Annotated in this window: 19 protein-coding genes and 1 pseudogene; 16 read left to right on the top strand and 4 right to left on the bottom strand. The window is 39.6% G+C overall.

The features are described from left to right. Position 1: 1 nt before the first annotated feature. From lpdD to nth, 10 genes are all read left to right on the top strand, one after another. Positions 2–394, top strand: coding sequence for a prenylated flavin chaperone LpdD (gene lpdD, locus BHU72_RS02290; protein WP_083248204.1), 393 nt, complete (start codon positions 2–4; stop codon positions 392–394). Between the two features lie 88 nt (positions 395–482). Then, a complete protein-coding gene (locus tag BHU72_RS02285) occupies positions 483–770 on the top strand; it encodes an ACT domain-containing protein (protein ID WP_069701009.1) in 288 nt (95 codons plus the stop codon). A gap of 72 nt (positions 771–842) precedes the next feature. Beyond that, complete coding sequence (locus tag BHU72_RS02280) at positions 843–2,204, top strand: PFL family protein (RefSeq protein ID WP_069701008.1); 1,362 nt, start codon at positions 843–845, stop codon at positions 2,202–2,204. 531 nt (positions 2,205–2,735) lie between these two features. Continuing rightward, a complete protein-coding gene (locus tag BHU72_RS02275; protein ID WP_069701007.1) occupies positions 2,736–5,273 on the top strand; it encodes a molybdopterin-dependent oxidoreductase in 2,538 nt (845 codons plus the stop codon). A 30-nt stretch (positions 5,274–5,303) separates the two neighbouring features. After that, the gene (locus BHU72_RS02270; protein ID WP_069701006.1) at positions 5,304–5,939 is read left to right on the top strand and encodes a 4Fe-4S dicluster domain-containing protein; all 636 of its coding nucleotides are present in this window, start codon (positions 5,304–5,306) and stop codon (positions 5,937–5,939) included. Between the two features lie 288 nt (positions 5,940–6,227). Further along, positions 6,228–6,875: a TorD/DmsD family molecular chaperone gene (locus BHU72_RS02265; protein WP_083248203.1), complete on the top strand. Its 648-nt coding sequence runs from the start codon at positions 6,228–6,230 to the stop codon at positions 6,873–6,875. Positions 6,876–6,984: 109 nt separating this feature from the next. After that, positions 6,985–8,187, top strand: coding sequence for a hydrogenase iron-sulfur subunit (locus BHU72_RS02260; protein ID WP_069701005.1), 1,203 nt, complete (start codon positions 6,985–6,987; stop codon positions 8,185–8,187). A gap of 98 nt (positions 8,188–8,285) precedes the next feature. Further along, on the top strand, positions 8,286–10,469 hold the full coding sequence (locus BHU72_RS02255) for a YcdB/YcdC domain-containing protein (protein WP_069701004.1): 2,184 nt from the start codon (positions 8,286–8,288) through the stop codon (positions 10,467–10,469). Between the two features lie 467 nt (positions 10,470–10,936). Beyond that, on the top strand, positions 10,937–12,034 hold the full coding sequence (locus tag BHU72_RS02250; RefSeq protein WP_069701003.1) for a glycosyltransferase family 4 protein: 1,098 nt from the start codon (positions 10,937–10,939) through the stop codon (positions 12,032–12,034). A gap of 16 nt (positions 12,035–12,050) precedes the next feature. Then, positions 12,051–12,710: an endonuclease III gene (gene nth, locus BHU72_RS02245; RefSeq protein WP_301553474.1), complete on the top strand. Its 660-nt coding sequence runs from the start codon at positions 12,051–12,053 to the stop codon at positions 12,708–12,710. A 16-nt stretch (positions 12,711–12,726) separates the two neighbouring features. Here nth and BHU72_RS15735 read toward each other — a convergent pair whose 3' ends face one another. Beyond that, entirely contained in the window at positions 12,727–12,870 is a 144-nt protein-coding gene (locus BHU72_RS15735; RefSeq protein ID WP_176720380.1) for a hypothetical protein, read from the bottom strand. A 219-nt stretch (positions 12,871–13,089) separates the two neighbouring features. Here BHU72_RS15735 and BHU72_RS02240 point away from each other — a divergent pair. The 4 genes and pseudogenes from BHU72_RS02240 to BHU72_RS02225 form a co-directional block, all read left to right on the top strand. Then, positions 13,090–13,845: pseudogene (locus BHU72_RS02240) on the top strand (Mrp/NBP35 family ATP-binding protein); the annotation flags it as partial. A gap of 68 nt (positions 13,846–13,913) precedes the next feature. Continuing rightward, positions 13,914–15,464, top strand: a complete 1,551-nt coding sequence (locus BHU72_RS02235; RefSeq protein ID WP_069701001.1) for a Ppx/GppA phosphatase family protein — start codon at positions 13,914–13,916, stop codon at positions 15,462–15,464. A 10-nt stretch (positions 15,465–15,474) separates the two neighbouring features. Continuing rightward, the gene (locus tag BHU72_RS02230) at positions 15,475–17,616 is read left to right on the top strand and encodes an RNA degradosome polyphosphate kinase (protein ID WP_083248201.1); all 2,142 of its coding nucleotides are present in this window, start codon (positions 15,475–15,477) and stop codon (positions 17,614–17,616) included. An 89-nt stretch (positions 17,617–17,705) separates the two neighbouring features. Continuing rightward, entirely contained in the window at positions 17,706–19,481 is a 1,776-nt protein-coding gene (locus tag BHU72_RS02225) for a glycosyl hydrolase family 18 protein (RefSeq protein ID WP_069701000.1), read from the top strand. Positions 19,482–19,605: 124 nt separating this feature from the next. On the opposite strand, the gene BHU72_RS02220 is transcribed toward BHU72_RS02225, so the two are convergent. The 3 genes from BHU72_RS02220 to BHU72_RS15730 form a co-directional block, all read right to left on the bottom strand. After that, positions 19,606–19,920 carry a DUF2614 family zinc ribbon-containing protein gene (locus tag BHU72_RS02220; RefSeq protein WP_069700999.1) on the bottom strand — a complete coding sequence of 105 codons (315 nt, stop codon included), beginning with the start codon at positions 19,918–19,920 and terminating at the stop codon, positions 19,606–19,608. Between the two features lie 114 nt (positions 19,921–20,034). Then, positions 20,035–20,166 carry a hypothetical protein gene (locus tag BHU72_RS16340; RefSeq protein ID WP_301553473.1) on the bottom strand — a complete coding sequence of 44 codons (132 nt, stop codon included), beginning with the start codon at positions 20,164–20,166 and terminating at the stop codon, positions 20,035–20,037. Next, positions 20,147–20,314, bottom strand: coding sequence for a hypothetical protein (locus BHU72_RS15730; RefSeq protein WP_176720379.1), 168 nt, complete (start codon positions 20,312–20,314; stop codon positions 20,147–20,149). Before BHU72_RS15730 ends, BHU72_RS16340 begins: the two co-directional genes overlap by 20 nt. 109 nt (positions 20,315–20,423) lie before the next feature. On the opposite strand from BHU72_RS15730, the gene BHU72_RS02215 reads away from it, so the two are divergent. Both BHU72_RS02215 and BHU72_RS02210 read left to right on the top strand, forming a co-directional pair. Continuing rightward, on the top strand, positions 20,424–20,684 hold the full coding sequence (locus tag BHU72_RS02215; RefSeq protein WP_069700998.1) for a hypothetical protein: 261 nt from the start codon (positions 20,424–20,426) through the stop codon (positions 20,682–20,684). A gap of 124 nt (positions 20,685–20,808) precedes the next feature. Then, positions 20,809–21,885 (top strand): class I SAM-dependent methyltransferase, encoded by a 1,077-nt coding sequence (locus BHU72_RS02210; protein ID WP_069700997.1) that lies wholly within the window; start codon positions 20,809–20,811, stop codon positions 21,883–21,885. The last annotated feature ends 104 nt before the right edge of the window (positions 21,886–21,989 follow it).

Below are 21,989 nucleotides of genomic sequence, written 5' to 3'. Positions count from 1 at the left end.
TATGAATAAAAGATGGGACTATTTTGTTCAAATAGGCGAAAAGCCTTATTGTATTGAAATATTAGGGCAAAACATAGGCGAGGATTTATATGTATGTATAGCTGGAGGTACAAAGCCTCATATCGGAGCGGTCTGCTTATCACAGTATCATCCCAGCATGAAAGACCCTAACAAGCCAAGCGCCTCAACATCACTGTTAGTCATCGTACCCCATAAAGAAGGTGAAATTATTACGAAAATCGGTGATGATCTTGCGCGAGTATTGCAGAAGAATATTGTCATCACTGGTGGTATACATATTGATCAGGCATCCGAACAAGATATTCACATCTTATTAGGAAATTTAGATCAAGCACTAACAGAACTTAAGGCGCAATTCTATTGTACGAAATAAGTAGACAGTATTACAATAGACCTTGACAAAAAAGGCGAAATTTTTTATATTATAAGAATTTATTAAATACCAAAGGAGCGTTATTTGAGTGAATCATACAAAAGGCAATCGTGTTGTAGTAAGTGTTATTGGACAAGACCAAAAGGGGATTATTGCAAAGGTCACAGCAATTTTAGCGAAAAATGATGTAAATATACTCGATATTAGCCAGACTATCATGCAAGACTTCTTTACAATGGTGATGGTCGTAGATATTAAGGACTTCCAAGGCGACACGGAAGCGCTAAGTGCTCAGTTTAAACCATTAGAAGACGAGATGGGGCTAAAGATTCGTTTGCAGCATGAGGACATTTTTAATTTCATGCATCGTATCTAAATGATTTCAAAACGATTCGGGGTTCTCTAAAAAGAATCAAGTTGAATCTGTGAATAAGAAAGGGGTAACATTGTGAGTTTAGCTTTTCAGGAGATTATGGAAACCATCCGCATGGTTGAGATGGAGAATTTAGATATACGTACGGTAACAATGGGAATAAGCCTTAAAGATTGTGCGCACCCAGATGTACAACTGTTCCAAGAGAATATATATCAGAAAATAACAACAAAAGCAGCGGATTTGAAAGCAGTGGCTGATAAGATTCAAAGAGAAATTGGGATTCCTATTATCAATAGAAGAATCTCTATTACACCAATCGCAAGTGTCGGAGTGAAATTCTCTTCTAGCGATTACGTAGAAATCGCTAAGACCCTAGATCGAGCTGCTAAGACTTTGGGGATTGATTTCATTGGTGGATTCTCTGCTCTTGTACATAAAGGAATGACAAATGATGAGCGCAACCTGATTCTTTCGTTACCAGAAGCATTAAGCTCGACTGAAAGAGTCTGTGCTTCTATATCCGTAGCTACCACGAAGGCGGGTATTAACATGGATGCAATTGCCCTTGTAGGTGAGACGATTATTAAAGCTTCCGAAGCATCGAAGGATCAGAATAGCCTTGCTTGTGCGAAATTGGTAGTGTTCTGTAACGCTCCAGAGGATAATCCATTTATGGCAGGTGCGTTCCACGGAGAAGGTGAACCAGATGTTGTAATCAACGTTGGAGTTAGCGGGCCGGGTGTAGTTCTTCATGCACTGAAGAAGTACCCAGATGCAGATTTAACAGAAGTGGCAAATGTAATTAAGAAGACCGCCTTCAAAATCACCCGTGCAGGGGAGCTGGTGGGTCGCTTAGCTGCAGATCGCTTAAACGCTCCATTTGGTATTGTGGATTTATCACTTGCGCCTACGAATGCTACGGGAGATAGTGTAGCGGAGATTTTAGAAGAGATTGGAGTAGAAGTCTGCGGAGTACCTGGTACAACAGCGGCACTTGCACTAATGAATGATGCCGTGAAAAAGGGTGGCTCAATGGCTACTTCCCATGCCGGTGGATTCAGCGGTGCTTTCATTCCAGTAAGCGAAGACAATGGTATGATTGCAGCAGTGGAAAAAGGAGCTCTCACTCTCAGTAAGCTAGAGGCAATGACGTGTGTGTGCTCCGTTGGTCTAGATATGATTGCAGTTCCTGGCGATACTGCACCAACTACAATCTCTGGGATCATTGCAGATGAATCGGCGATTGGAATGATTAATAAGAAGACAACAGCTGTTCGTATTATTCCAGTAGCGGGGAAGAAAGCTGGAGAAATGGTTGAATTCGGAGGTCTACTGGGTAGAGCACCGATTATGGAAGTAAGCCAATACTCAAGTGAGAAGATTATCCGCCGTGGTGGAAGAATTCCTGCGCCGATTCAAGCATTAACGAATTAGTAATTGCAAATAACATGTTGTAAATTACAATGAATCAATTACAATGATGGCAATGACGAAAATTCATACTTGAAATTGAAGAAAGTATGAAGATAGTATTGTGTAACTGTAATGGAAGAAATTGTGATGCAATATTGAAGATTATGTTATAGATAGATTGAAATAGCCTATCAATTATGAATAATAGAATCGATATAATAAGACTTAATATTCGGCTAGTTCGGGGATAAGTCTTATTTTTATGCGTATAAATCCTTATCGAATCAGCATAACTAGGGTTTTTCCTTATATAACGATAGGTATATTCCTTAGTGATAAACGTCAAAAAGTAGGTTATTTGCTGATAGGATACAATACTGTATTTCTTTATAATGAAGTCTAGGTAGACAAATGTCACAAATCTTAAGAAGGTTCTATGAAAATGTTTTTCAACAAGAAACACTGAAATCATGAATTCTTTTAAAGATACGTTAAGGTTTGAGACATGCTTACAAAACTATTTAAGTGTAAACAATTGAAGGGGGCTTTGAAATGAGTTTAACAAGAAGAGGTTTTTTGAAAGTCTCTGCTCTAACAGGTGTTAGCGTACTAGGCTTAGTCGGTTGTGAATTAGAAGAAGCACAGCTTGACACAGTAACAGAAACTCCTGCTGGCCGTAAGCTTGAGCCAATCGGTGCTCTTAAGCAAGGTAAATGGGTAGGAACTGGATGTCAAGGGTGTACATCTTGGTGTTCATCACAAGCTTACGTGGTAGATGGTCGTGTTATCAAAATCCGTGGTAACGTAAATGCAAAGAGCCAACAAGGTGCTGCTTGTCCGAGAATGCGCTTAGCAATTCAACAGGCATACGATCCAGACCGCATTAAGCAACCAATGAAGCGTACGAACCCTAAAAAGGGCCGTAGCGAAGAGCCTAAATTCGTACCTATTTCTTGGGACGAAGCATTCGATACAATTGCTGACAAGTTATTAGAGCTTATCAAAGCAAATGAAGGTCACAAATTAGTAGCATTTAGAGGTCGTTATACTGACATCAATGACTTAGCATACAGTACTTTCCCTAAGTTAATGGGTTCTCCAAACAACATTTCCCACAGCTCCATTTGTGCTGAATCAGAGAAATTTGGTCCTATGTATACTCATGGAAAAGGTTCTTACCGTGACTATGACTTAATCAATTCTAAATATGTTTTGATCTGGGGTATGGACCCATTAGCAACAAACCGTCAGGTTTCTACTTGGTTGAAGAACTGGGGAGAGATTATCGGCGATGCGAAGATTGCTGTTGTAGAGCCTCGCTTTACATCAACTGCTTCGAAGGCTGATGAGTGGTTGCCAGTTATCTCAGGTCAAGATGGTGCGTTAGCAGTTGCATTAGCACACGTTCTTCTTACTAAGGGATTATGGTCTAAAGAGTTCGTAGGTGACTTCAAGGATGGTAAGAACTTATTCGTAGCTGGTAAAACAGTTGACGAAGCTGCTTTTACAGAGAAGCATACAAATGGTATTGTGAAATGGTGGAACTTAGAGCTTAAGGATCGTACACCAGAATGGGCATCTCCACTATGCGGTATCCCAGTAGAGCAAATCGTTCGTGTAGCTACTGAAATGGGTAATAATGCTCCTTACACTTGTGTAATGATGGGTGGCGGAGGCGTAATGCAACAACGTGGTGCATACAACTCTATGGCAATCCATGCATTAAACGGTATTGTTGGTTCTGTAGAACACGAAGGTGGATGTGGATTCCCAAGTGGAGCAACATATGGCTCATTCCCAGCATTTGCAGAGTTCCAAACAAAAGAAGCAGCGGCTACAGCAAAGCATAAGAAAATTGACCACCGTGGTCGTCTAGAGTGGGCGAACATGCCAACAGGTTCTGTCGGTGGCGGTGTTAACACAAACCGTGTTGCTGATGGAATCCTAGCAGCAGATCCAAATGAAATTAAAATGGCTATTGGATACTGGATTAACCTGAACTTCTCTTGCGCTGAGAACCATCGTTGGGATGCGGCAATGGCAAAGGTTCCATTCTTCGCACATTGCGTAACGCATAACTCAGAGATGAGCTGGTTTGCAGATATCTTATTACCGTCTACTCACCATATGTTCGAACAGTGGAGCGTAACTGGAACATACCAGAACATGGTTGCGCATAGAGCGATTCAACAACCAATGATTGATAAGGTTTATGACGCGAAGAACTATGAATCAGAAGTAATGTGGGGAATCGCTGAGAAATTAGCAGCAAAAGGCTTCACAAACTTCTTAGACTACTTGAAGACTTTCAAGGATCCAGAAACAGGTAAAGCAGCAACAAATGGCGAAGAACTTGGTTTATACATGACTAAGATTCTTACAGAGCCAATTTGGAACCCAGAAAAGTATAAGAGTGGAGATAAGTTCAATGGCTGGAACCACTTCGTAGAAGTTGGCGTTTGGAACGGCGGAGCTTTCAAATACAAGGCTGCATGGAGCAACATGGGTACAGCTACGAAGAAATTCGAATTCTATAGCGAAACGTTGAAGAAGAACCTTCAAACGCATGCAGATAACAATAAAGCGACAATTGACCAAGCATTAGCAGCAATGAATTACACTGCTAGAGGAGACTTAGCATTCGTTCCTCACTACGAAACACCAATCACTGTTGGCGATGCTAATAAGTATCCACTAATCTTCATCGACCAAAAGTCTCGTTTAAACCGTGAAGGCCGTTCAGCAAACTGCGGATGGTACCAAGATTTTAAGGACGTTGACTTCGGCGATGAGAAGAATGGCGACACAATTAAGATTAACCCTGTTGATGCTACGAAACTTGGCATTAAGCATGGCGATAAAGTTCGCGTAACTTCACCTGCTGGAAGCATTGAAGTAACTGCATTCGTATGGGAAGGTATCCGTCCTGGCCACGCTGCAAAGTCTTATGGTCAAGGACACTGGAACTACGGTAAGAAAGCTAACGGCAAGGGCGGTAACAACAACGCAGTCCTTTCAGCAGTCTATGAGAAGTTAAGTGGAGCTACTGTTTACTACGCGAATACTCGTGTTAACATTACAAAAGCATAATAAACTAGTATAAATTTGGGGGTGTTATAAGTGACAAGACTAGGTATGGTAATCGATTTACAGAAATGTGTAGGATGTTCTGCATGTTCAATCGGATGTAAGATGGAGAACAATATTCCAGACGGAATCTTCTGGTCCCATTACAAGCAAGAAACTGAAGGAACTTTTCCTAACGTTAAATTAAGATATATTTCAACTTTATGTAACCATTGCACAGATGCACCATGTGTGAAGGCATGTCCTACAAGTCCTAAATCAACTTATAAGGCAGAAAACGGAATGACGCTTTATAATTCTGATACTTGTATCTCTTGCAGAGCTTGCGAATTCTCTTGCCCATATGGACAAATCACGTTCAATGCAGTGGATGCAGAAGCTAAGCCTTACCACAATCCTGACCGTGCATTAACGGAAAAGGGTGGAACTCAAGGTCTTCGTAAGAAGGGTAAAGTAGAGAAGTGCACATTCTGTGACCACAGAGTGCGTAACGGCGTAGATCCATTCTGCGTAGAGACTTGCCCAGCAAACGCTCGTATATTTGGTGACTTAGATGATCCTAACAGTGAAGTAAGTCAACTAGTTGCGAAGAATGCGAACTTTGTATTAAAGCCAGAAGCAAATACAAAGCCTAACGTGTTTTATATCAATAGTTACGGTAAGAAGTAATATAATAACGAATTGAATTCAATTCGTGACATTTAGAGGATAAGAGAGCGGTGCGGTATTGACCGCTCTCTTACACTAAATTGAAGATTGTTTAAAGAAGGATAATGCTTTAAAATTTATTTAATTTAGGAAATTGTTTGGTATAAAAAAGGTTTATTAAATTAAGTAAATTTTTTGACACTATATATCGAACACTATACAAGACTTGTGTAAATCGATATGCTTAATAATTAAGTAGGGAAGAACTTTTCAATACTTAATTCGTTCATTAGGAAGGGGATATATTCAATGACAGAAGTAATAATCGCAAAAGAGAAAGCTAAAGAGGTATCTTTTAAACTATTATCAGCATGCTATCAATTACCAGATAAAGATTGGAAGACAGTTTCATTACTTGAAGGCTTAGTACAAGCATTAGAAACTGCGAATAGTAAAGCCGTAGACAGTGCGAAGAAAATGCTTGAGATTGTTGAGGGAACTGAGGATTTTACAGACTTACAAGTAGATTTCGCAAAGCTTTTCGTTGGTCCTGACCGCTTATTAGCTGCACCGTATGGATCAGTATATCTAGATGGCGGCAGACGCGTTATGGGAGACTCTACTATGGCAGCACTTGCCTTCTATGACAAGATTGGTCTACAAATGTCTAAAGAACAAAAAGAGCTTCCTGATCATATCGAAGTTGAGTTAGAAGTTATGTACTTCTTATTATATAAAGAGCGCACATTAAGAAAAGAAGACAATGCTGAGCTTGCTGACGCTTACCTTGCAGATATTAAAGAGTTCTTAACAGAACAAATTGGCGCTTGGGTCGATGCATTTGTTGGAGATGTTGAAAAAGAAGCGGAACAGGAATTCTATAAGCTTTTAGCTGATGTGACTAGAACACTGATAGCAGAAGAGAAGCAACGTTTTTTAAACAAGGATTTACACTAGACTTAGACTTGGCATAACCATTATTATAAAATAATTAAAAATCACCAGATACAAACTACAGTGATAGACCTATAATTAGGTTATATGACTTTAGAATGGAAGTGACAGAATGGGCATTCTATCGAGATACTTTAATAAGTATATTGACAACAAGCTTGCAGATTGTCCAATTGAAATACATCATGACCGATGTAAAATGGCCAAACGTAATTGCGGAGAGGTGTGTATACAATCTTGTCCGAAGCAAGCTCTAACTTCTTCAGAGATGCTAGAAGTGGATGACACAAGCTGTATTGGGTGTGGGACTTGTGTAACAAGTTGTCTGAATGGAGCTATTGCAATGAAAAAATACAAAGATGAAACCTTCATAAGGAACACAGTGAACACTTGCCAAGGTGAGAAGATTGTTGCCATTTCCTGCGAAAAATCTGCTGCGAATCAAGAAGAAGCATTACAGCACGTGAAGCGCTTAGAGGTGGATTGCCTAGCGCGCCTTCATCCAGGGATGATTATGCTTCCACTAGCCCTTGGCGTAGAGCACGTTTGGGTAGATATTTCCGCCTGTAGTGATTGTGTTCATAATATAGAGTGTAAAATTACCAATCGAATTGAACAAAACTTTGCACAAACAGTCGAATGGCTATCTAGTCTCGGCGCAGATGAACAACGACTCGTAATTCATGAGCAGATGCCACTTCATCTAAAGCGCGAGGCAGTGCAAAACCATATTGATAAGAGTGCTTATGACCGCCGCTCATTCTTCGTACACCTCAAGCAAGGAGTTAAAAGTAATACCCTGGGTGTGTTTGGAGATTTCGCAGATCAGGTATTTGAAGAGAAATCAGAACAACCTGAAGCGCATGGTCGAGTGCAAGGCGAGACGAAGCAGCGTGAAATATTGCAAATCGCTATGCAAAGCATTGCCAAAAACCATTTAGTAGGCGATCGCACCTGTAGTATTCAAAAGTTACAAATCGGTGATGACTGTAGCTTGTGTAATATATGTAGTAAACTTTGCCCAACTGGGTCGATTCAGCAGATCAAGGATGAAGAGCAGATGTATGGAAATATCACTTTCCGTGCTGCAAGCTGTAATCAATGCTATCTATGTGAAACCCTATGTCCGCGCAATCAAATTTCCTTCGGAGACCAAGTACTCGTTGCAGACTTTATTAGCAAGAAGGAAGAAGAAGTTTTCTACACAAAATTAAATAGTTGTACCAAATGCAAGGATAACTTTCCTGCGAAGCTTGAAACGGATGAATTATGTCCTATCTGTGCGCGCAAGAAATCCAATAACATTTTTTCGTAGCCACCTTTCTAAGATGAAACAAATTTTACCTCTTTATCGTCATTATAAGAGAGCTGAGAAATCAGCTTGTTCTATAAGAGATAAGGAGGTCTTTTTTTATGATAAAAAAAGGTGCTATTAGTATGCTAGCAGCTACCATTGTATTTAGTGGAATGCCTAATGTCCAAGCGATGACATTATCAATTTCAGAGCCTGTCGTGACGCGGGAGATTCCGAACACTATCTTTGCACCAGAAAATGCAATGAGCGCAGAAGAAGCATTAATTCGAGTTAAGCGTTTAGTCTCAATTCCTCAGGAGATGGATGCTATGCGATCGAATTACTACGAGGATCTCAATCGTAAGATATGGAGCTTCTCGTGGACGTCTAGTAAGCAATACATAGGGGAGCTATCGGTTCAAATCGATGTTGTGAGTGGAGATATTATTAACTATTATATATACTCAGAGAAATATCCTGCGGCAACTTCGCAATCCTATTTACCGAAAATTAGTTGGGAGCAAGGACGAACCGTTGCATCCGATGTAATTCGCAGATTCACGAATAAACAATCTCATGAATACGTATTAGCAAACAAGGAACAATTCGTTTTGCAAAAAGGGGCAAAAAGTCACTATTATACGTTTGAGCAAGTCATCAATGGCGTACCAGTAAAAGGACAGACAATCGGAATCTCAATCAATGCTGATACAGGTGAATTGATGAATTATCACTCGCAATGGATTCCGAACTTCCCAAAAGAAGAAAAGGCCATGGTGTCAAAAGATGAAGCATTAGAAACTTTTAAGAAAGCAAATGGAATGGAACTTGCGTATTTATTAAGACCGTACGATGCTATGAGAAAAGAAGTGCCGCGTGTGCAATTAGTATATCGCCCTGTGAAAGTCCACGAGTTTGCTGTGGATGCAACGACAGGTGAGATGTTCCAGCAAAACCAGTATTATGGATATGAAAGTCCACAAATGACGAAGGAAGCAACCAGAGATAGTCGTTTAGAAGACTTTGAAAAGGTTGAATTAGAAAAATTAGCCAATTTAATTTCGCAAGATCAAGCCTTACAAATAGCACAAAAAATTACTTCAATACCAGACTCATTAAAGCTTACATATATTAGTATGCAACAAAACTGGGAATTTCCTGAGAACAGACACTGGGATATGCGCTGGGAGAAGAACGAGCAAGATGGCGAACGTCATTATTATGAGAGCGTAGAAATCGCTATCCATGCGAAGACGGGTAAGCTAGTCCGCTACGGCAAGTATAATAATCAAATGGAAACGGAAAAGGTTGACGAAAAAGACTTTAAAGTTCAAAGTGAACAGCAAGCAATTGAGATAGCAAAGGCATATATTGCATTGCATTACCCAGAATATTTAGATTCGCTGCAACTACGAACAGATGCTTATAATAAAATTCTCGATGCACAAGGGAAACCGAACAATTATAATTTGCATTTTCAACGCATGGTTAATGGTATTCCTTTTGACTCGAATTATATCATGGTCAATGTACAAGCAGCTACAGGGGAAGTTCAACATTTTAACTGCAGCTGGTATGACATAGATTTCCCAAAAGTCGAGAATGTAATCACGAAAGAAAATGCATTGAACCAATTTTTATCAGATAATACGTTTGAGTTAAATTACAATAAATATTATGATTATAAATTTCAAACACCGCAATCAAAGTTAGTCTATAGCTTCACGCAACTAGATAATATGATATATGATGCTCATACGGGCAAGGCACTAGATTACCAAGGAAAAGAGAAACTTGATACAAAAAAGGAATTTAAAGATCTTACAAATCATTGGGTTGAAAATGATGTGGAATTCTTACAGAAGTACGGTTTGATTTTTGTAGATGAGGATGAATTTAAGCCAAGTCAGGCGATTACCCAAGGGGAATTTATTAAAATGCTGTTAAAAATTGAACGACCGTATTTAGCGCAATTCTCTGTAAGAGATGTAGAGTTATATGCTGCAGAAAGGTCATTCATACTCCCAGTGCAAACAAGACAGTGGGACGATAAAACAACAATTTCAAGAGAAGATATGGCGCAAATTTTAGTGCAGTTTTTAAATTATCACGAAGTGGCGGCTCTTGACATTTTTACTAGTAATTTCAAAGATGATGCAAGTATTGCTAAGGATCGTCAAGGTGCAGTTGCGATTTTGCATGGTATGAAGATTATGAGTGGTGCTGATGGAATGTTTATGCCAAAGAAACTTACAACAAGAGCTGAAGCAGCAGCCACTATTGTGAAACTGCTAAAGCGCTAGTAGAATTTACCTGTAATGATTCGTCTCTTTCGTGGAATTCTATTTAACGAAAGGAGGCGATATTGATGGCAAAGAACAAAAAGAACACCAATAAGAATAACACAAACCTAAACACAAACCCAAGCACAAACCAAGAACAAACTGGAGCTAATCGTCAACCTTAGTATTACATTTTCAATACTTATGTAATCTGTAATGAACATGTATTTCAGGAAATTGGATTGTCGTAAAGAGAATATATATGAGTAAGAAGCAAGGTGCTGGAAAATTCGGTTCCTTGCTTCTTTACGTTTTCAACTGATTCTTACATACGCCTTATTGAACTTAATCATGATACATTTCGATTTATGATACATTTCGATTTATGATACATTTTTGATTCTTATACATTTTCGATTTATGATACAATGAGAAATGAATGAGTGTAGTATAATGGAAGAATCTAAGAGAGGAGGATGGTAGGCGTTATGAAGGTTTTAATTGCAAGTCCTTATTTAGCTGTAATGAGAGGGAATAGCCTTACAGCTTTGAGGATTCAAAGATCCATCCAAGCACTACAAACCTCAACAGACATGAATATCGATGTAATCGATTACCATACGACAGAATCAATAAACGAAGCTTATGATTTTTTGCATATTTTAAATCCAGTACGCTTTATACAATCTCCTCTGTTGAAACAAATCCAACAACTTGCAATACATTATGGTGTTACGTTTACAGGTACGGATGTCAACGAACATCTAGACCATCATGATTCAAGGGTAGTTGATTTATTAAATAAGGCATCATTCATTACTGTTTTTCATAATCAAGCACGGGATAAGGTCGTAAACTTTTCCCCAGAAGTTGCTAATAATGTCCACGTTGTGCCCCAAGGTTTTTACCGGTTGGAGGAACCGTATTCGGTTCATGGTACAATCGACACTGCAAAGTTACTGGAACAGCTCCAAAGAGATAGGCAAGAGGGTTTTCGCGTAGCGGTACTCCCTGCAGGAATACGCAAAGTGAAACGAGTGCCCTGGGCCATTGAACTCGTTACACGTTTTAACCAACGGAATCAGCAAAAGCTGAAGTTATATATTGTTGGCCCGACGATTGAGCAAGAAGAACAGGCAAAGATTGAACTGCAAATACATAAGAGTCAAGATGTTACATATTTAGGCGAACTACCCCAAGGGATTGTATTGAAAATCGTTGAGCATGCAGATGTACTATTAAACTCCTCAAGTTCGGAAGGTCAGTCAATTGCCATTATTGAAGCGTTTCACATGCGTACACCTGTAGTCGCAAGTAAGTGCCCGGGAAATGAGCAAATGATTATCCATGGTAAAAATGGGTATCTCTTCTTGAATGAGAGTGAATTTGTGGAATCATTACAAAGAATTATCTGCGACCAATCAAAAACAGAGGAATTAGTGGATGAAGCTTACCGAATCGCACAGATGAACTATTCTGCCATGCATGAAGCGAAGCAATATCTTGCACTGTATAAAGCCGACTTGTGCTCAAGTGGAGCATTAACACAAGTTAATCTTAGTCGTACTTGTTCCGTTGAGATTTAAAAGGAGGTGTTCTTGAGTGGAGCAAAAAGTGAAGAAGAAAAACAGAAAACGAGTCACGAAGAAAATAGCAGCGGAAATGCTAGAAGTATTGACAATAATGTATCCTGATGCAAAATGCGAACTTAATCACAGTAATGCCTTTGAGTTACTGATTGCAACGATTCTCTCCGCTCAATGCACAGATAAGCGTGTCAATGAGATTACAGAAAACCTATTTCAAAAGTATAAGGCACCGAGTGATTACTTACACGTATCCGAGGAACAAATTGCCCAAGACATATATGGTCTAGGTTTATATAAGAATAAGAGTAAGGCGATTAAGAAAACAGCTGCGATTCTTGAAGAAGTTCATGGAGGACAAGTTCCTGGGAAACGTGAGGATTTAGAGCAGTTACCAGGTGTAGGTAGAAAGACTGCGAATGTAGTATTAAGTAATGCGTTTGGCGTACCAGCAATTGCAGTGGATACGCACGTGTTCCGTGTAGCGAATCGATTAGGTTTAGCGGCTAGCGAAGATGTGTTAGAGACGGAGAAACAACTAATGACCATCATTCCGAAGGAACAATGGTCACAGGCTCATCATCAAATCATTTTTCACGGGCGAAGAATATGTCTTGCACGAAATCCTAAATGTAGCGAATGCCAGTTGCAACATGTATGCAGGGAATTCGTATAAATCACCATAATACAGCCTATTTCAATAATAGTTCACGTTCTTCTGCAGTTACAGCAGTAGAAGCTCGTTTATTTACGAGTGATTTTAAGGGTATACGTTTAGTCGAACCAATGAAGTACCCTAATATGGAACCTGTAAGAATTAAGGTCAATTCATACATAATAAACATTACCCCCTATCTCACAATAATATATCATATATTGTCGAATTAGGTAATGAGTAGGATTAGCTAATTCTGAAACAAGCTTTTCAGGCTTTTTTACTATCTGTATAAAGTATTATTAATCGTAAATGTTATATGTGGTTTATGCGTTAATACTGATAATTCTAAGATTACAATGTAATCTAAAAAAACGGAGGTATATCAATGAGTGAAGGAATATTTCAAAATACAACTGTAATCGCTGTAGGAAGTGGTAAAGGTGGGGTTGGCAAATCAACCGTTACGGCAAATCTTGCTGTTGCATTAGCAAAGCAAGGATTGAAGGTAGGAATCATGGATGCTGATATTTATGGATTTAGCATCCCGAGGTTATTGGGGATTGTCGGAGTAAAGCCCCAAGGGTCAGAAGAAGGGATTATCCCGGTAGAGGCACATGGTGTGAAGGTTGTATCGATGGGGAGTTTTGCAGAGAATGAAGATACTCCGCTGATATGGAGAGGCCCTGTGTTAATGAAGGTGCTTGACCAATTTATGCAAGATATCGCGTGGGGTGAGCTTGACTATCTTCTGATAGACTTACCACCAGGCACGGGAGATATACCGTTGACGATTATGCAGAAGATTCCACACGCAAAAATGCTGCTAGTAACGACGCCGCAATCGTCAGCATCCCATGTAGCTGGACGAGTAGGGCATATGGCAATCTCCGCAAAACTAGAAGTCATCGGAGTCGTCGAGAATATGTCATACTTCCTATGCGGGAATTGTGATGAGAAACATTATATTTTCGGTTCAGGAGAAACGAAAGCATTAGCAGATGACCTACTAACAGAAGTAATTGGTGAGATTCCATTAGAAACCTCTGTCCGTGAAAAAAGTGATGAAGGAGTCCCTGTAGCACTAGAAGATGAACATTTTATCGGGAGGATATATAAGGAAATCGCAGGCAACATCACTAATAAATTAAAGTAACGTAAAGTCATTTAATAAGTAGATGTTTCGAAAGAAATATCATTCATGGAAGTAAAGGTGGTCTTGATTTGAAGGAAAAAAATGTAGCAATCATTGATATGGGATCAAACTCTGTACGCTTGGTCATTTACTACATTAACGATAGAGGAGCAGTCTACAAGCTAGATGACTTGAAGAATAGTATTCGGCTCAGCAGCCACTTTGATGTGGATGGATCAATCAATGAGATTGGTAGAAAATTAACGATTCAATCATTAAAGCAATTTAAACAGCTATGCGATTCTAGGGAAGTAACTTCGATTCGTGGGGTGGCGACAGCAGCACTACGTCAAGCGAAAAATCAAAAGGAAATTCTCCAAGAAATCCACAAAGAGACAGGGATTACATTCGAGATACTATCGGGTCAAGAAGAAGCGCGCTATGGGTATTTAGCAGTGCGCTCCAGTATGGATATCGATGAAGCAATCATCGTAGATATTGGTGGGGGTAGTACGGAAATCTCCTATATGAAAAGTCGTAAGTTAATCAATAGCATTAGCTTACCGTATGGCGCAGTCAATATGACGGAAAAATATTTTAAAGGGTTCGATGTTGTATCTAGACAAGATGTAGCACCACTACTACTAGAGGTTTTCTCTCAATTAGAAAGAATCCCATGGTTGAAGAATCTCAAATGTCCTGTTATTGGCTTAGGAGGTACTGCTCGATCGCTAGCAAGTATCCATCAGGCGAAACGTCGTTACTCATTCAATAGTATACATAATTATAAAATGGATGCTTATGATATAGAGTTGATTTTCCATTACTTACGCCGAACACCACTACAAGCACGGAAAAATATTGAGGGCTTATCCAGTGGGAGAGAGGATATTATTGTTGCTGGAGTTAGCATTTACAAGGCAATTATGGAATACGTTGATATTGAAGAATTCTATGTGAGTACGCAAGGTATCCGTGATGGAATCTGTCATGAAATAGTCATGAAAGAAGCTGACGTATCCCTTGATGAAGATATTGTCAGCATGCACATGAAGCGCTTTGCCCATTATTATAAGATTAATGTGGATCACGCTGAGCATGTCATGCAAATATCTGTCATGCTATTCCGGCAGTTAGCGGAAAAAGGGGCAATAAAGTATTCGGAAAAGGAAGCAAGGCTACTAGCTATTGCTGCCTATCTTCACGATATCGGAAGATCGATTAACGTCTACCACACGCATAATCATACGTTCTACTTGCTTAGTAATGTCAACCTACCAGGCTTAACCCATAAGGAGCGGCTACTTGTGGCTTTGGTCGCATCTTTTAAGAAACCGCACATTCTAAGAGAACGAATTCAGCAATTTAATGATATAGTCAATGAAGATGATGAATTCATGATTCGACAGCTTGGGTTTATCCTTTTGATTGCAAGGGCATTAGACCGTACGGCAAGTAAACAAGTGGAAGAAATACAAGTACTTCAAGAAGAAACGGGCCTGGTAATAGTCTGTCATGTCAATCGAAAAAGGATTATTGAAACAGACCTAGCAGCGGAGCTAGTGAAAAAATCGAAGAAGTTTTTCGGCATGGAAATTTCTTTACGACCGATAAAAAAGTTAAAAAAGCTATTGAGGTGAGAAAATTCTTATGGAAGGCAATAAGCAGGCGCTAATCAATCAAGAAATAGATTTAGATTCCATTCAGTACTATATAAATAGAGAACAAAGTTGGCTAGCATTTAATGAGCGAGTCCTAGAAGAAGCTAAGGATGATTCAAACCCGACATTAGAACGGGGTAAATTCTTAGCGATTTCCGCTTCAAACTTGGATGAATTCTTCATGGTGCGTGTGGCCCACATTAAAGACCAAGTTAAGTCAGGAATCGCGACACCTGAGAATAAGACGATGCTTACCCCAAGGAAACAGATTAAGGCAATTAACATACAAGCGCATGCATTTGTGCAGAAGCAGTATGAAATTTGGAATCAACGTCTTGTGCCTGCTTTTCAAGCGGAGGGAATAGAAATTCTTTCAGCGAACCAACTCAATGAACAACAGTTATGTTTTATTAAAGACTATTTCTTCAACCAAATTTATCCTACTTTAACACCGCTAGCGGTGGATTCCAGTAGGCCTTTTCCAATGCTCATGAATAAATCGGTGAATTTAGCAGTTGTACTAGAATCTGAATTATTTGCTGTTGTTCAGGTGCCAGGAGGGGTACTACCGCGCTTTATCGAACTTCCTTGGGATGATGAGGAAGAATCTAAATTTATATTGCTAGAAGATATAATCCGTGAGTTTGTTGAGCATTTATTTTTCGGTAACCGTATTGTGTCTGTATCTACGTTTCGTATTACGCGTAACGCGGATATTAACTTTGATGAAGAATCAGCGAGTGACTTGCTGGAAGAAATCGAGAAGGAAGTTAAGAAGAGAAGTCGAGGTTCTGCCGTTCGTTTAGAGATTCAATCAGGCTGTGACCCGTATGTCGAAGAGTTCCTTCGAGATGCCCTAGAAATCCACGAAAAAGATGTCTATATTGTAGATGGCCCAATTGACTTTACATTTCTAATGAAATTCTCGAATCTAGAAGGCTATGATAATTTGCGTTACGAGGATTTGCCACCGCAACCGCCGCAAGACTTTATTGGAGAAACAGATATTTTTGCAGCGATTTCGAAGAAAGACATCATGGTCCATCATCCTTATGAAAGTTTTGAACCTGTCATACTGATGATGAAGCAAGCAGCAGAGGACCCAAATGTCCTTGCGATTAAGCAGACCCTGTATCGTGTCAGTGGCGTATCACCAATCATTAAATATTTAATGAAAGCGGCCGAGAATGGGAAGCAGGTCACGGTCGTTGTAGAGCTTAAGGCTCGTTTTGACGAAGAGAATAATATAGGATGGGCGAAGAAGCTTGAAGAAGCAGGATGCCACGTTATTTACGGGTTAGTAGGTTACAAGATTCACTGTAAGTTGTTGTTGGTTGTTCGACAAGAACGCAACCGGATCAAACGCTATGTGCATTTAAGTACAGGCAATTATAATGAATCGACAGCGAAACTCTACACAGACTACGGACTGTTTACTGCCAATGAAGATATTGGGGTAGACGCTTCCGCAATCTTTAATCACTTGTCAGGGTATATGAGAGCACCGATGTGGCGCCAGATTAGCGCAGCACCATTAGGGATGCGAGACAAGTTTATTGGCTTGATTGAAAATGAAATCCAGCATGCAATGGCTGGACGCCCTGCAAAAATCATTGCGAAAATGAACTCTTTAACGGATAAAGAAATCATTAAAGCACTATTCACTGCTTCGATGGCAGGGGTCAAGATTGAACTAATAATCCGAGGTATATGCTGCTTGCGTCCAGGTGTGCCAGGGGTGAGTGAAAACATCCGCGTACGAAGCATTGTCGGACGGTTCTTAGAGCATAGTCGAGTCTTTTATTTCTATAATAATGGCGAAGAGAGTATCTACTTAGCTAGTGCGGACTGGATGACACGCAATCTAAGCCGCCGTGTAGAGACAATGTTTCCGATTTTAGAAACAGACTTAAAGGAGCGCGTCAAAGACGTCCTGTGTGTGCAACTACAGGATAATATGAAAGCGCGTTTATTAGCATCGGATGGTGTGTACAAAAAACAAGCGAACGAAGAAATGAAACTGAATGCGCAATTATTCTTATACCATAAGGCTGTCAAATCAGCCAAAAAACAAGGGCCATACTTTTATAAAATACGTACGAATGTTTTAAACACGGAGCGATGTGAGTAATATATTTTCCACCTCTTTGGCGAATACCAAGTTTTCTTTATACAGGTTTTGATAGAAGTCATGTATAATAGAAGAGGGGGGAGATTAACATGGAAACAGCGATTCATACAGAAGATTACTCATTGCATAGGAAATCTCCTAAGAGAAAATCCATCAAAAGCATCATCATTACCGTGATTACAATTGTCGGATGTTTGCTGTTTGGGGTATATGCGTGGCTGTTCTTAGTGCCAAATGCTACTCAAATACAAACGTATTCCTTGGAGAATGCAACATTGATTCTAGATAATGAGTTAATTCATTCCGCACAGTCGGAAGGGAAAGTAATAGAAATTATTGAGAATCAAGCGTATCTTTCCTATGATTTTGTGAAATCAAACTTTGACCCGTATATTCATTGGGATGAAACCAATCAGTTATTAATTATGACGACAGAAACCGTTGTATTGGAAATGAAGACGGATCAATTAACGGCGTTTATGAACGACCAATCAATTGCCTTAGAGGTGCCGGTTACAGTCGTAGACAATGAACCTTTCCTGCCGATAGAGTTCTTCGCTAAGTACTATAAGATTATGACGCAATATTATCCCGAGACCAATACCCTAATCATCGATAGCATCGGAATTCCAGTGCAAAGAGGGGTTGTAGGCAAAGACGAAAGCAAGATTCGTCTTGATGCGAATGTCAAAGAACCAATTGTAGCACATATCAGCAAGGACACGAAACTATATATTTTAGGGGAAAAAGGCTCTTGGTATAAAGTACGTACCGAAGAAGGGATTTTTGGTTTTGGGTTAAAATCCGATATTCAGCTTGCGGGAATTAAAATTCATGAAGCGATAAAAGAAGAAAGAAAATTAGCTTGGAAACCCCTTGGTGGCAGAATCAATTTAACCTGGGAACATGTCCATAGAGTTACGCCAGACCCTAAAGATTTACCCGTGATGCCAGGCGTCAATGTCATTTCGCCTACGTGGTTTCATTTGAAAGACGCTCAAGGCAATGTCAGCGGCGAAAAGGCAAGCAAGGAGTATGTGAAATGGGCCCATGACCGCGGATATCAAGTGTGGGCACTTTATAGTAATCAGTTTGATCCAGAATTAACAAAGGACTTCCTGCGCAATCCAGAGGCTAGGAAACGGTCCATTCAACAGATTCTTGGCTATGCAGAGATGTATCAATTAGATGGGATTAACATTGATTTTGAAAACGTGTACCTAGAGAATAAGGATTTATTAACCCAATACGTGCGAGAGCTTGCTCCGTATCTACGGGAACAAGGGTTAGTGGTATCCATCGATGTCACGATTATATCGCAAAGCCCGAATTGGTCTATGGTATATGATCGCAAAGCCTTTGCAGACACTGTCGATTATGTCATGGTCATGACGTATGATGAGCATTGGGGTTCCAGTCCTGTTGCTGGTTCTGTAGCTTCATTACCGTGGGTAGAAAAGGGGCTTCAGGGAGTACTGAATGAAGTGCCGAAGCACAAATTAGTACTTGGAGTGCCGTTCTATACAAGGGTATGGAAAGAAGAAATGCAAAGTGATGGTAAAATAAAAGTATCCTCTAGTGCTGTGTCGATGCAGCGTGCGTGGGATATCGTAGAAGAACAAAAGGCGGAAGTGCAATTCGATGCTCTGACTATGCAATTCTATGCAGAGTATTCGATTGGGAAAGATCGCTACCGCATCTGGCTTGAGACACCGGAATCGATGCAGGAACGAATCAAGTTGGTGCGTAAATATGATTTAGCAGGTGTGGCATCGTGGAGGCGAGGTTTCGAAGTTCCAGAAATATGGGAGACAATTGAAACGTTTCTTCTGAAACAGCCAGCAGAATTAGTTCTTGAGAATTAATGCTTGGAAAATTAAAACTAGGAATCCAATACCTGATAACTAAGACTATTAATTATTACTATGTAAAAAAGGCAGTCATAAGCGACTGCCTTTTTCTGTGTCTAGAAACTTTTCCTAAGAAATTTTATTTTTTAGGCTTTACACTTTTATAAATTCCGTTCCCCTCGTCAATCAGTGGGGCACGACAGTGGCTACAAGCATCTGCTCTAGAAACAACCCTAATTATACGTCCACATTCTGGGCAGTCTATTTCTTTTGCTTTTGCAGCAAAATGACCTGCTCTACTAAACATGAAAAAACTGATTCCCATAGCTAGGACACCAATGAGCGCAAAGATTTTCGCGATTTTGAAGATAAAGTATAGATATAAAAAGCCGATACCAACGACTAACCATATAAAGCTTTTGGATCGGATTTGTAATAATTTTGATCGAGCCATAGTTGTACACCTCCATGAATCGTAGTATACATGATTTCATGGTTTTGTGCTAGGAAGAATCATATTGTGAATCTGCAAATATAAAAGGCCCCGAACCAGTCGGGGCGGTAATGACTAAAACCTTGTTAATAAACTCCCTAGAAACACGACAACGGGAATCGCTATGACATGTAGTACAATCCAGCTACCCCAACCGATGGATGGACTTACTTCTCCGACTGCTTGATTATGAGTTCGCTCCGTCACTGTTATGATTCACCTCCAATATCTTCTTTGGACGCTTCGACTTGCCTCTTGCGTTTGTTGTTGAGTTATTCACGTGTAGGTTAACCAAGTCTGCAGAGCCTAAGCCTTCTGGGACTAAGCCGTTTTTCTTTTGTTTATTAGTTGGCATAAATACACCTCCTCGAATTTTAGTTTTCCCCTTTCGTATTTTCATAACCAAAGATAAATTCGCAAAGAATAAGTATAGAATTACATCAAATGCTTTAAGGAGGGTTAATATGACGAATAGTGAGGAATCGCAACGCCACTTAAGCCAAGAAGATTATGGAACTAGAGGAGCACCTTGGGGCTGGCAAGAAAGTTTACAAGCAAAAACTGAGGAAGTGAAAGTTAATTTCGATGAATTTATCGAGTGTTTAAAACTCAATATGAGTGATGAGGAAATGGCAAACTTGTTCCACGTTCCAGAGAAGACGATATTTCATTTAAGGAATCACTTTGAGAAATATGGCATTGACAGTATGGTCGGCTGGGACTAGCGAATTGCTTTTACGCACACCGCCAATTATAATAAAATGGTAAACTATAACGGTATAGTTTACCATTTTAATTCCAAATCAAATATTTTCTGCGTTAGTTTAATCACAGGCGGTGTTGTAAGTAATGGGAAACGAGCAGTTAATTCATATTATCAAAAATCGCATCAATCAAGAGGGTCCAATTTCTTTTAAAGACTTCATGGATATGTGTTTATATTACCCGAAACTTGGATATTACCAAGCAGATCGTGAAAGAACTGGCAAACAAGGTGATTTTTATACATCGGCGAATGTATCTCCGATCTTTGGAGAGGTAATAGCAAGTTATATTAAGAAACTTTGGGAACGTTTAGAATGCCCGAAAAACTTCAAGATTGTCGAGTTCGGTGCAGGCAAGGGACAACTAGCACACGCAATATTGGGTGTGCTTTCTAACGAACAAGAGCTATACGCAAGTCTGCAGTACTATATCATTGATGCAAGCGAAAGCTTTCGACACATGCAACAGCAGTTATTGCAGGGTTATCCAGTAAAATGGGTGAATAGTCTAGAAGAGATTGATAATGTTGTTGGTTGCATTCTTTCGAATGAGTTATTCGATGCATTTCCTGTGCATATAGTACAAATGATAGATAATCAATTGCATGAAAAGTTTGTTACTTATAATCCTCTGAATCGGGAGTTTGAATTTCAGTTAAAAGCAGCAAGTATTGAATTATGTGAATTTTTTAATGAACAAAAAGTTATCCTAATCAATCATCAAGAAGCAGAAGTGAATCTGCAAGCAAAGCAATGGATACAACAATCGGCGAAATATCTAAATGGTGGAGATATAATAACGATTGACTATGGATATACAGCAGATGAAATTTATGCTCCCGCACGAATGACGGGAACTCTTCAATGCTACAATAAGCATCAAGTATCCGATAATACCTTAGTACGTATCGGTTTGCAAGATATCACAAGCCATGTCAATTTCTCACAGCTTATACAGTGGGGTGAGGTGGAGGGGTTACAAACAGTTTCGTATCAGACACAGCATGAGTTTTTAATGCAAAATGGCATTTTGGATAAACTGAGCCAAAATCTTTCAAGCAATCCATTTGATCCAATTTTCAAAAGGAATAATGCAATAAAGCAGCTAATTATGCCTGGTGGAATGGGAGATACTTTTAAGGTTTTAATTCAGAGAAAATAAAAGAAAACACTCAAAGAGGAGTTCGGATGAGAAAAATTAAATACGACAGCGAGAAACCACTGTCGTAATAAGTAAATATTTTTATAATACTTACAAATATGCAT

Origin of the sequence: Desulfuribacillus stibiiarsenatis (genome assembly GCF_001742305.1) — a bacterium.
GTDB lineage: Bacteria > Bacillota > Bacilli > Desulfuribacillales > Desulfuribacillaceae > Desulfuribacillus_A > Desulfuribacillus_A stibiiarsenatis.
The sequence above is the reverse complement of the archived record's forward strand: the minus strand, read 5'-3'. Positions and strand labels throughout refer to the sequence as shown.

What these genes read in the sequence shown, in the direction of transcription:
- lpdD (WP_083248204.1), top strand. Translation starts at nt 2, where the DNA reads ATGAATAAAAGATGGGACTATTTTGTTCAAATAGGCGAAAAGCCTTAT.
- BHU72_RS02275 (WP_069701007.1), top strand. Translation starts at nt 2,736, where the DNA reads ATGAGTTTAACAAGAAGAGGTTTTTTGAAAGTCTCTGCTCTAACAGGT.
- BHU72_RS02265 (WP_083248203.1), top strand. Translation starts at nt 6,228, where the DNA reads ATGACAGAAGTAATAATCGCAAAAGAGAAAGCTAAAGAGGTATCTTTT.
- BHU72_RS02260 (WP_069701005.1), top strand. Translation starts at nt 6,985, where the DNA reads ATGGGCATTCTATCGAGATACTTTAATAAGTATATTGACAACAAGCTT.
- BHU72_RS02255 (WP_069701004.1), top strand. Translation starts at nt 8,286, where the DNA reads ATGATAAAAAAAGGTGCTATTAGTATGCTAGCAGCTACCATTGTATTT.
- BHU72_RS02250 (WP_069701003.1), top strand. Translation starts at nt 10,937, where the DNA reads ATGAAGGTTTTAATTGCAAGTCCTTATTTAGCTGTAATGAGAGGGAAT.
- BHU72_RS15735 (WP_176720380.1), bottom strand. Translation starts at nt 12,870, where the DNA reads ATGTATGAATTGACCTTAATTCTTACAGGTTCCATATTAGGGTACTTC.
- BHU72_RS02230 (WP_083248201.1), top strand. Translation starts at nt 15,475, where the DNA reads ATGGAAGGCAATAAGCAGGCGCTAATCAATCAAGAAATAGATTTAGAT.
- BHU72_RS02225 (WP_069701000.1), top strand. Translation starts at nt 17,706, where the DNA reads ATGGAAACAGCGATTCATACAGAAGATTACTCATTGCATAGGAAATCT.
- BHU72_RS02220 (WP_069700999.1), bottom strand. Translation starts at nt 19,920, where the DNA reads ATGGCTCGATCAAAATTATTACAAATCCGATCCAAAAGCTTTATATGG.
- BHU72_RS15730 (WP_176720379.1), bottom strand. Translation starts at nt 20,314, where the DNA reads ATGCCAACTAATAAACAAAAGAAAAACGGCTTAGTCCCAGAAGGCTTA.
- BHU72_RS02215 (WP_069700998.1), top strand. Translation starts at nt 20,424, where the DNA reads ATGACGAATAGTGAGGAATCGCAACGCCACTTAAGCCAAGAAGATTAT.
- BHU72_RS02210 (WP_069700997.1), top strand. Translation starts at nt 20,809, where the DNA reads ATGGGAAACGAGCAGTTAATTCATATTATCAAAAATCGCATCAATCAA.